Origin of the sequence: Actinomadura macrotermitis, from assembly GCF_009604375.1 — a bacterium.
Lineage (GTDB): Bacteria > Actinomycetota > Actinomycetes > Streptosporangiales > Streptosporangiaceae > Spirillospora > Spirillospora macrotermitis.
The window spans coordinates 138,139-150,164 of the sequence record NZ_WEGH01000007.1; the positions used below are offsets into that span (position 1 = coordinate 138,139).

Here is a 12,026-nt window from a genome sequence, read left to right on the forward strand (position 1 = left end):
CATGGCCGGCGGGTCCGACGACAAGCTGGTGACGGCGCTGCGCGCCTCACTCAAGGAGACCGAGCGGTTGCGGGAGCGCAACCGCAAGCTGGAGGCCGCGTCCCGCGAGCCCATCGCGATCGTGGGCATGGCGTGCCGCTTCCCCGGCGGCGTGGACTCCCCGGAATCCCTGTGGGACCTGGTCGCCGACGGTCGCGACGGCATCTCCCTGTTTCCGGACGACCGGGGCTGGGACGTGGCGTCGATCTACGACCCGGTGCCCGGCACCGAGGGTAAGACCTACACGCGGGAAGGTGGCTTCCTGTATGACGCGGGCGATTTCGACGCCGGGTTCTTCGGGATCAGCCCGAACGAGGCGCTGGTCATCGATCCGCAGCAGCGGCTCCTTCTGGAGGTGTCCTGGGAGGCGCTGGAACGGGCGGGCGTCGACCCGCAGTCGCTGAAGGGCGCGCCGGTCGGTGTGTTCGCGGGGCTGATGTACCACGACTACGCCTTCAACAACAGTTCGGGCTCGATCGTGTCGGGTCGGGTCGCCTACTCGCTCGGCCTGGAGGGGCCGGCCGTCACGGTCGACACCGCCTGCTCCTCCTCGCTCGTGGCGCTGCATCTGGCGGTTCAGGCGCTGCGGTCGGGGGAGTGCTCTCTCGCTCTGGCCGGCGGTGTGACGGTGATGGCGACGCCCGGCACGTTCATCGAGTTCAGCCGGCAGCGCGGTCTGTCGGCCGATGGCCGGTGCAAGTCCTTCGCGGAGGCCAGTGACGGCACCGGCTGGGGTGAGGGCGTCGGCGTGCTGGTCGTGGAGCGCCTGTCGGACGCTCTCCGCAACGGCCACAAGGTGCACGCGATCGTGCGGGGGAGCGCGGTCAACCAGGACGGCGCGTCCAACGGGCTGACCGCGCCGAACGGGCCGTCGCAGCGGCGGGTGATCCGCGCGGCGCTGGCCAATGCCCGGCTGTCGGCCGATCAGGTCGACGCGGTCGAGGCGCACGGCACCGGGACGACCCTGGGCGACCCGATCGAAGCCCAGGCGCTGCTCGCGACGTATGGCCAGGATCGCGAGCGGCCGCTGTGGCTGGGCTCGATCAAGTCGAACCTGGGGCACACGCAGGCGGCGGCCGGGGTCGCCGGGATCATCAAGATGGTCGAGGCGATGCGGCACGGGGTGCTCCCGAAGACGCTCCACGTCGACGAGCCGACCTCCAAGGTGGACTGGTCCGAGGGCGACGTCAGCCTGCTGACCGAGGCCCGCGACTGGCCGGCGGACGGCCGTCCGCGCCGGGCCGGCATCTCCTCCTTCGGCATCAGCGGCACCAACGCCCACGTGATCATCGAGCAGGCGCCGCCCGCCGAGCCGGAGCCCGAGCCCGCTCCGGACGCCGGACTGACCACGCCGCTGTTGGTCTCGGCCCGGTCCGCCGAAGCGGTCGCCCTCCAGGCCGGACGCCTCGCCCACCATCTGCGCTCCCACCCCGACGTTCCTGTCGGTGACGTGGCCTTCTCGCTGGCGGCGTCGCGGGCGATGCTGGAGCACCGGGCGGTCGTCCTGGGCGAGGACCGCACCGAACTGCTCGCCGCCCTCGACGCCCTTGCCGGGGGACGGCCCCTCCCCGGGACGGCCGTGGACGCGGTCCGCGACGGCAAGCTCGCCTTCCTTTTCTCCGGGCAGGGTAGCCAGCGGGTCGGCATGGGCCGGGAACTCCATGAGACGTTCCCGGTGTTCGCCGAGGCCTTCGACGCCGTCTGCGCCGAGCTGGACGGGCTCCCCGGCCGGCCGCTGCGGGAGGTGGTGTGGGGCGATGCGGAGGCGCTGAACCAGACGGTTCACGCCCAGGCGGGATTGTTCGCGTTCGAGGTGGCCCTGTACCGCCTGGTCGAGTCGTGGGGCATCCGTCCCGATTTCGTGGCGGGGCATTCGATCGGGGAGATCGCGGCTGCTCATGTGGCCGGGGTGTTCTCCCTTGCCGACGCCGCCCGTTTGGTCGCGGCGCGGGGTCGGCTGATGCAGGCGCTGCCTTCCGGGGGCGCGATGGTCGCCGTCCAGGCGTCCGAGGCCGAGGTGCTGCCGCTGCTCACCGACCGGGTCGGGATCGCGGCCGTGAACGGGCCCGCATCGGTGGTGGTCTCCGGGGAGGAGGCGGCCGTCGCGAAGCTCGTCGCCGTGTTCACCGAACAGGGCCGCAAGTTCTCGCGGCTGAAGGTGTCGCATGCGTTCCATTCGCCGTTGATGGAGCCGATGCTGGCGGAGTTCCGTCGGGTGGCCGAGGGGTTGTCCTATGGGTCGCCGTCGATTCGCCTGGTGTCGAATCTGACCGGTGCGGTCGTCGTGGACGATCTTCAGGATCCCGGGTACTGGGTGCGGCACGTTCGTGAGGCGGTCCGCTTCGCCGACGGGATGCGGACCCTGGAGTCGGCAGGGGTGACCCGGTTCCTGGAGATCGGCCCCGACGGGGTCCTGACCGGGCTGGCCGCCCAGTCGGTGGAGTCGGAGAAGGCCGTCCTCGTGGCGGCGTCCCGCAAGGACCGGCCCGAAGAAAGTTCGTTGCTGGCCGCCGTCGCCGGCCTGCACGCCTGCGGCGTCCCCGTCGGCTGGGCGGACCTGCTCGCGGGCCGGGGCCGCCGGGTGGACCTGCCGACCTATGGCTTCGACCGCCGCCGCTACTGGCTGACCGACCCGGCCTCCGGCGGAGACCCCGCCTCGATCGGCCTGACCGGCACCGCCCACCCGCTGCTCGGCGCGGCCGTCCCGCTGGCCGGCTCCGACGGGATCGTCCTGACCGGACGGCTGTCGGCCGGGTCGCGTCCCTGGCTGGCCGACCACTCCATCGGCGGGGCCGTCCTGTTCCCCGGGACCGGCTTCGTCGAACTCGCCGTCAGGGCCGGCGACGAGGTCGGCCTGCCCCGGATCGAGGAACTGACGCTCGAAGCACCCCTGGTCCTGCCGGACGGCGGCGGCGTCGCCGTCCAGGTCGTCGTCGGCGAGACGGACGGCGGGGGAGGCCGCCCGGTCGAGGTGTTCTCCCGCCCCGACGACTCCCCGGACCTGCCCTGGACCCGGCACGCCACCGGCACCCTGACGGCCGCCACCGCGCCCCGCGAGGAACCGGCCGGGGCATGGCCGCCCGAAGGCGCCACCGCCGTCGACCTGACCGGACTGTACGAGGGACTCGCCGAAAGCGGCCTGCGGTACGGCCCGGTGTTCCGGGGCCTGCGCGCCGCCTGGCGGCGCGGCGACGAGGTGTTCGCCGAGGTCGCGCTGCCCGTCGAGACCGACACCGGCGGCTACGGCGTGCACCCCGCCCTCCTGGACGCCTGCCTCCACGGCATCGCCCTCACCGCCAGCGCAGGCGCGGCGGCCCTTCCGTTCGCCTGGGCGGGCGTCGAACTGCACGCCTCCGGCGCGGCCCTGCTGCGGCTCCACCTGACCCGGCTCGGCGAGGGCCGCGCCGCGTTCACCGCGGCCGACGGCGCGGGCCGGCCCGTCGTGTCGGTCGAAGCGCTGGCGCTGCGCGCGTTCTCCGCCGCGGACCCGGCGCCGTCCCCCGCCCACGAGGCGCTGTTCCGGCTCGACTGGGTTCCCGTCCCGGCCGTGCCCGCCGCCGTCCGGGCCGTCGCCTGGGACGCCGTCCCGTCCGAAGGCCCGGCGCCGGAGATGGTGGTCGCCCGTCCCGCGGACGTGTTCGCGGCGCTCGACGCCGTCCAGGCCTGGCTGTCCGACGGGCGGTTCGCCGCCGCGACCCTCGTGGTGGCGACGTCGGGGGCGATGGCGCTGCCCGGCGAGGACGTCACCGACCCGGCCGGGGCCGCGGTGTGGGGCCTGGTCCGCAGCGCCCAGTCCGAGGAGCCCGGCCGGATCGTCCTGGCCGACCTCGACGACGACCCGGCGGCCCTCGCCGCGGCGCTCGGCTCGGGCGAACCCCAGGTGGTGGTGCGGGCCGGGACCGTCCACGCGCCCCGCCTCGCCAGGGTCCGGCCGGGACCACCGCCGGAGCAGGTCCTGCCCGGCGCCGGACCGGTGCTGGTCACCGGCGCGTTCGGCGCGCTCGGCGGGCTGCTCGCCCGGCATCTGGTGACCGCGCACGGCGTCCGCGAACTGCTGCTGGTCAGCCGGCGCGGCGCGGAGACGCCCGGCGCCGCCGACCTGGTCGCGGAGCTGACCGGGCTGGGCGCCGCGGTCGAGACCGCCGCCTGCGACGTCGCCGACCGCGCCGCGGTGGCCGGGCTGCTCGCCGGACGCCGCCTCGGCGCCGTCGTCCACGTCGCCGGAGTCCTGGACGACGGAGTGATCTCCTCCCTCACTCCTGAACGCCTCGCCAAGGTGCTGCGCCCCAAGGCCGACGCCGCCTGGAACCTGCACGAGCTGACCCGCGCGATGGACCTGGCGGCGTTCGTGCTGTTCTCCTCGGCGGCGGGCGTCATGGGCGCCCCGGGCCAGGGCAACTACGCCGCCGCGAACACCTCGCTGGACGCGCTCGCCGCCCACCGCCGCGCCCGCGGCCTGCCCGCCCACTCCCTCGCCTGGGGGCTCTGGGAGGACGGCATGGCCGCCGCTCTCGACGGCGCCGACCGGACCCGGCTCGGCCGGGGCGGCGTCCTGCCGATCACCCCCGCCGAAGGGCTCGCCCTGTTCGACGCCGCGCTCGGCCTCGACGATCCGCTGCTCGTTCCGATCCGGCTCGACCTGACGGGACTGCGCGCCGACGAGGCCCCCGACGTGCTGCGCGGCCTCATCCGCGGCCCGGCGCGCCGCCGAGCCGAGCCCGACGCCGCCGCCACCACTGAACTGCGCGGCACCCTGGCGGGGCTTCCCGCCGCCGAACGCGCCCGCATGCTCCTCGACCTGGTCCGCACACAGGCCGCCGCGATCCTCGGCCACTCCGGCGCCGAGGCGGTCGAGCCCGAACGGGCGTTCCGCGACCTGGGCTTCGACTCGCTGTCGGCCGTCGAACTGCGCAACCGGCTCGCCCAGGCGACCGGTCTGCGCCTGCCGGCGACGCTCGTGTTCGACCATCCGGCACCGGTCGTGCTCGCCGATCACCTGCTCGCCGAACTGTCCGGCCGCGCCGACGCGGGCCCCGCCCTCCCCGCCGCCGGGTCGGCGGCCGACGACGACCCGATCGTCATCGTCGGCATGGCCTGCCGCTATCCCGGCGGCGTCCGGTCGGCCGAGGACCTGTGGGACCTGGTCGCCGACGGCCGCGACGGCATCTCCCTGTTTCCGGACGACCGGGGCTGGGACGTGGCGTCGATCTACGACCCGGTGCCCGGCGCCGAGGGCAAGACCTACACGCGGGAGGGCGCCTTCCTCTATGACGCGGGCGATTTCGACGCCGGGTTCTTCGGCATCTCGCCGAACGAGGCGCTGGTCATCGACCCGCAGCAGCGGCTCCTCCTGGAGGTGTCCTGGGAGGCCCTGGAGCGGACGGGACTCGACCCGCAGTCCTTGAAGGGCGCGCCGGTCGGCGTCTTCGCGGGCCTGATGTACCACGACTACGCCTTCAACAACAGTTCGGGCTCGATCGTCTCGGGCCGGGTCGCCTACTCGCTCGGCCTTGAGGGCCCGGCCGTCACCGTCGACACCGCCTGCTCCTCCTCGCTGGTCGCACTGCACCTGGCCGCGCAGGCGCTCCGGGCGGGGGAGTGCTCCCTCGCGCTGGCCGGCGGTGTGACGGTGATGGCCACCCCGGGCACGTTCATCGAGTTCAGCCGGCAGCGCGGCCTTTCCGCCGACGGCCGGTGCAAGTCCTTCGCCGAGGCCAGTGACGGCACCGGCTGGGGCGAAGGCGTCGGCGTCCTCGTCGTGGAGCGCTTGTCGGACGCCGTCCGCAACGGCCACACCGTCCACGCGATCCTGCGCGGCAGCGCGATCAACCAGGACGGCGCGTCCAACGGCCTGACCGCCCCGAACGGGCCGTCGCAGCGCCGGGTGATCCGGGCCGCGCTCGCCAACGCGGGCCTCACGACCGCCGACGTGGACGCCGTCGAGGCACACGGCACCGGAACGACCCTGGGCGACCCGATCGAAGCCCAGGCACTGCTCGCGACCTACGGCCAGGACCGTCTCGAGGGTGCTCCGCTGTGGCTGGGCTCGATCAAGTCCAACATCGGGCACACCCAGGCCGCCGCCGGCGTCGCCGGGATCATCAAGATGATCGAGGCGATGCGCCACGGCGTGCTGCCCAGGACTCTCCACGTGGACCGGCCGACCTCCAAGGTGGACTGGTCCGAGGGCGACATCAGCCTGCTGACCGAGGCCCGCGACTGGCCCGAGACCGATCGTCCGCGCCGGGCCGGCATCTCCTCCTTCGGCATCAGTGGCACCAACGCCCACGTGATCATCGAGCAGGGCCCGGCCCCCGCGCCCGCCCCCGACCGTCCGGCGCCCACCGCCCCCGTGCCGTGGACGCTCTCCGCCAAGACGCCGGAGGCCCTAGCGGCCCAGGCCGGACGCCTGCACGCCTTCGCCGCCGCCCGCTCCGACCTGGACCCGGCCGACATCGCCTTCTCTCTGGCGACCGGACGGGCGTCCCTCGAACACCGCGCCGTCGTCGTCGGAACCGACCGCGATGAGTTCCTCGCCGGCCTCGCCGCCCTCGCGGATGGCCGCCGGAACAGCGCCGTGGTCCACGGCAGGGCGCGCTTCACCGGGCTGACCGCCTTCCTGTTCTCCGGGCAGGGCAGCCAGCGGGTCGGCATGGGCCGCGAACTCCACGCCGCCCACCCGGTCTTCGCTGAGGCCTTCGACCAGGTCTGCGCCGAACTGGACGGCCACCTCGACCGGCCGCTGCGCGAGGTCGTCTGGGACGACGAGGAGGCCCTGAACCAGACCGTCCACACCCAGGCGGGACTGTTCGCCGTCGAGGTGGCTCTGTACCGCCTGGTCGAGTCGTGGGGCATCCGCCCGGACTTCGTGGCGGGGCATTCGATCGGGGAGATCGCGGCCGCTCATGTGGCCGGGGTGTTCTCCCTCGCCGACGCCGCCCGTCTGGTCGCGGCGCGCGGCCGGCTGATGCAGGCGCTGCCTTCCGGCGGGGCGATGATCGCCGTCCAGGCGACAGAGGCCGAGGTACTGCCGCTGCTCACCGGCGAGGCCGGAATCGCGGCCGTCAACGGCCCGGAGTCGGTGGTGGTCTCCGGCGACGAGGCCGCGGTGCTGGACATCGCGGCGGTCTTCGCCGAACAGGGCCGTAAGACCTCGCGGCTGAAGGTGTCGCATGCGTTCCATTCGCCGCTGATGGAGCCGATGCTGGCGGAGTTCCGGCAGGTCGCCGAGGGGCTGTCCTACGGGCCGCCGTCGATTCGCCTGGTGTCGAATCTGACCGGTGCGGCCGTTGCGGACGACCTTCAGGATCCCGGGTACTGGGTGCGGCATGTCCGTGAGGCGGTCAGGTTCGCCGACGGGATGCGGACCCTGGAGTCGGCAGGGGTGACCCGGTTCCTGGAGATCGGCCCCGACGGGGTCCTGACCGGGCTGGCCGCCCAGTCGATCACCGGCGAGCACACGGTGGCGGCCGCGACGCTCCGCAAGGACCGGCCCGAACCCGCCACCCTACTGCTGGGTCTCTCCCGCCTGCACGCCGCCGGCCTGCCGCTGGACGCCGCCGCCCTCCTCGCCGACCGCGCCCCCCGCACCGTCGACCTGCCCACCTACGCCTTCCAGCACCGCCGCTACTGGGCGCAGGAACCCGCCGCCGGCGGCGACCCCGCCGCGCTGGGCCTGGCCGCCGCCGACCATCCGCTGCTCGGCGCGATGGTGCCGCTTCCCGGCGGTGACGGACTGCTGTTCACCGGCCGGCTGTCCCTGACCGACCAGCCCTGGCTCGCCGACCACACCGTGCTGGACGCAGTGCTGCTGCCGGGGACCGCTTTCGTCGACCTCGCAGTCCGCGCAGGCGAGGAGACCGGCTGCTCCGTCGTCGAGGAACTCACCCTCCAGACGCCCCTGGTGCTGACCGGAGAGAACGGCGTCGACCTGCAAGTCCTGGTGGGGGAGGCCGACGCGTCCGGCCGCCGCCCGGTCACCGTCCGCTCGCGGCAGGACGACGCCTGGACCGTCCACGCCGAAGGAACCCTGACCGGGGCGGCCGCCCCCACCCCGGCCGCCCTCACCGAGTGGCCGCCGCCCGGCGCCGCCGAACTGCCCGTCGAGGGGGTCTACGACCACCTGCGGTCCCTCGGCTACTCCTACGGACCGCTTTTCCAGGGGCTGCGCGCGGCATGGCGGCGCGGCGGCGAACTGTTCGCCGAGGTCGCTCTGCCCGACCCCGCGGCGGCGGACCGGTTCCGGCTCCACCCGGCCCTTCTGGACGCCGCCCTCCACACCACCTTCCTCACCGCCGGCGACGACGACGGCTCCGGGCCGGTCCTCCCGTTCGTCTGGACGGGCGTCAGCGTCCACGGCGCGGGCGCGTCCACCGCCCGCGTCCGCCTGACCCGGTCGGACGACGGCGCCCTCGCCCTCGACTTCGCCGACCCCGCCGGCGCCCCGATCGCCTCCGTGACGTCGCTCGTCGTGCGCGAACTCGCCCCCGGCGGGCTCGCACCGGCCGCGCCCGGCGACCTGTTCCGGCTGGACTGGGCCCCGCTCACCGCCGCGCCCGGCCCCGAGGTCCCGGTCTTCACCGACCTGGCGGACGCCGCCGCGCTGACCCCCGTCCCCGCGGACGTCGTCCTGATGCCGTTCCAGAAGAGCGCGCCGGGGACGACCGTGCCGGAGACGGTCCGCGCGGCCCTCCACCAGGGGCTGGCCGCGGTCCAGGCGTGGATCTCCGACGCCCGGTTCGCCGCCTCCCGCCTCGCCGTCGTCACCAGCGGCGCGCTCGACGGCGCGGACCCGGCGCAGGCCGCCCTCTGGGGCCTGGTGCGGGCCGCCCGCGCCGAGGATCCCGACCGGTTCGCGCTGATCGACCTCGACGGCGCCGAGACCTCCCGGCTCCGCCTCGCCGACGCCGTGGCCTCAGCAGAACCCGAGATCATGATCCGTGAAGGGGTCCTCAGCACCCCCCGCCTGGTCCGCGCCGGCACGCCGCGGCCCGAGGCGGCCCCGCCCTGGGAGTCCGGCGGCACCGTGCTGGTCACCGGCGGCACCGGCGGGCTCGGCGCGCTCGTCGCCCGCCACCTCGTCATCGCGCACGGGGTGCGGCGGCTGCTGCTGGTGAGCCGCCGCGGCCCGGACGCGCCCGGCGCCCGCGAGCTCGCCGCGGAGCTGATCGCGCTGGGCGCGGACGTCGACCTCGCCGCCTGCGACGTCGCCGACCGGACCGCGACGGCCGCCCTCCTCGCGGCCGTCCCCGCGGCGCACCCCCTCACCGGCGTGGTGCACGCCGCGGGCGTCCTCGACGACGGCATGATCTCCGCCCTGACGCCCGAACGCCTCGACGCCGTGCTGCGGCCGAAGGCCGACGCCGCCTGGAACCTGCACGAGCTGACGCTCGGCCTCGACCTCACCGCGTTCGTCCTGTTCTCCTCGGCCGCCGGCGTCTTCGGCGCGCCCGGCCAGGGCAACTACGCGGCGGCCAACACCTTCCTCGACGCCCTGGCCGCGCACCGGCGCGTCCGCGACCTGCCCGCCCAGTCGCTGGCCTGGGGCCTGTGGGCGGACGGCAGCGGCATGGCGGGCGGCCTCAGCGACGCCGACCTGCGCCGCATGAACGGCATGGGCCTGCCGCCGCTCACCGGGGAGAACGGCCTGGCCCTGTTCGACGCGGCCGCGGCCGCCGGCGAAGCGGTGCTCGTCCCGATGGGCCTGAACCCGCGGGCGCTGGGCGCCGCGGGCGAGGCCCCGTACCTGCTGCGCGACCTCGTGCCCGCCGTGCGGCGCAGCCCGGCGCGGGCGGCCGGCGACCCGGCCGCCCTGCGCCGCAGGCTCGCCGGGCTGCCCCCCGCCGACCAGGAGAGCGAGCTGCGCGCGCTCGTCCTGACGCACGCGGCCGCCCTCCTCGGCCATGACGGCCCCGAGGCCGTGGACCCCGACCGTGACTTCCTCGAGTCGGGCTTCGACTCGCTCACCGCGATGGAGCTGCGCAATGTCCTCAACGGTGCGACGGGGCTGCGCCTGTCGGCGATGGCCGTCTTCGACAACAAGAACCCCGCCGAACTGGCCCGCCACCTCCGCGACGGCCTGGCGGGTCTGCTGACCGAGACCGGCCCGGGCCAGGACGAAGAGGACCCCGACGACTCCTTCGGCGCCCTGTTCCGCACCGCCGTGCACAGCGGCCGGACCGCGGAGGGACTCACCCTGCTGAGTGCCGCCGCCGCGCTGCGCCCCCGGTTCGCCTCCGCCGCCGACCTCGGCCCCTGGCAGGGCGCCGTCCGGCTCGCCGACGGCCCGCTGCGGCCCCGGCTGATCTGCCTCGCCACCCCGATGGCAGGCGGCGGGGTCCACCAGCACGCCAGGCTCGCCGCCCAGTTCCGCGGCTCTCGTCAGGTCTCGGCGCTGCCGCTGCCCGGGTTCGCCCGCGGGGAACGCGTGCCGGGCTCCCTCGACACCATCGCCGAGGTGCTGGCCCGCGGCGTGCTGGAGGCCGCCGAGGGCGACCCCTACATCCTGCTCGGCCACTCCTCGGGCGGCCTCGTCGCGCATCTGACCGCCGCCCGGCTGGAGCGCACCCCGGACGCCGGGCCGGCGGGCGTCGTCATGATGGACACCTACCGGACGGGCGACGAGGCCATGGGCGCCGGGCTCGAACAGCTCATCGTCGCGTTGCTCGGCCAGGAGGCGACCTACGGCCGCTTCGACGGCGCCCGGCTGTCGGGCATGAGCCACTACGTCACCCTGCTCACCGGATTCACCCCCGCCCCCCTGCGGGCCCCGGTCCTGTTCGTCCGCGCCGAGGACCCCTTCATCGTCCTGCCCGGCGGCTCCGGCGACACCCGGCCCGCCCCCTGGGACCCCGGACACACCCTGCGGACCGCGCCCGGCAGCCATTTCACGCTCGGCGAGCAGGACGCGCCCACGACCGCGGCGATCATCGAGGAATGGCTCGGATCCATCGGACGGACCCCGGCAGGAGATTAGGGGTCGCCGGAAGAACACAGGGGTGTCCACCGCCCGGAGACCCCGCATAAAAAGTGGGAATCGAGCCGAGTCAGGTGGTTTCAAGAATGGCATTGACGCCCAGCGCGAAGGGCACGGTCCCCTTCCGGGAGTTCAGGACCTGGTACCGCGTCACCGGTGAACTCCACCGGGGGCGTCCGGCGCTCGTCGCCGTGCACGGCGGGCCGGGCGCCACCCACGACTACCTCGTCGGCCTGGCGGCGTTCGCCGAGCACGGCTGGCCCGTCGTGCACTACGACCAGCTCGGCAACGGCGGCTCCACGCATCTGCCCGAGCGCGGCGCCGACTTCTGGACCGTCCGGCTGTTCCTCGACGAGCTGGACAACCTGCTGGAGCGGCTCGGCATCGCCGACGGCTACGTGCTGTTCGGCCAGTCGTGGGGCGGGATGCTGGCCGCCCGGCACGCCGCCGACCGGCCGCCGGGGCTGCGCGGGCTGGTCGTCGCGAACGCGCCCGCCTCCTACCGGCTGTGGCTGGAGGAGATGGAGGTGCTGCGCGCCCGGCTCCCGCCCGGCGTCAACGAGACGCTGCTGCGGCACGAGGCGGCCGGCACGACCGCCAGCGAGGAGTACCAGACCGCGATGATGGTCTTCTACGACAAGCACGTCTGCCGGCTCGACCCCTGGCCGCGAGAGTACCTCGCGACGCTCATGGAGACGTCGAACGATCCGACCGTCTACCACGCCATGAACGGCCCGAGCGAGTTCCACGTCATCGGGACGCTGAAGGACTGGTCGGTGACGGGCGTCCTGCCCGACATCGACGTCCCCACCCTGGTGATCTCGGGTCGTCACGACGAGGCGACGCCCAGGACCGTCCGGCCCTACCACGACCTGATCCCGGGCGCCCGCTGGGAGATCTTCGAGGACTCCAGCCACGCGCCCCACCTTGAGGAGCCCGACCGGTTCGGCACGTTGATGCTGGACTTCCTGGGCGGCCTGGACACCACCGCGACGGAAGGCTGAGCACCGGC

Annotated in this window: 2 protein-coding genes; both read left to right on the plus strand. The window is 74.7% G+C overall.

From position 1 onward, the window contains the following. Position 1: 1 nt before the first annotated feature. A complete protein-coding gene (locus tag ACRB68_RS41870) occupies positions 2-11,014 on the plus strand; it encodes a type I polyketide synthase (RefSeq protein ID WP_153541936.1) in 11,013 nt (3,670 codons plus the stop codon). An 86-nt stretch (positions 11,015-11,100) separates the two neighbouring features. After that, positions 11,101-12,018: a proline iminopeptidase-family hydrolase gene (locus ACRB68_RS39135; RefSeq protein WP_153541938.1), complete on the plus strand. Its 918-nt coding sequence runs from the start codon at positions 11,101-11,103 to the stop codon at positions 12,016-12,018. Positions 12,019-12,026: the final 8 nt, after the last annotated feature.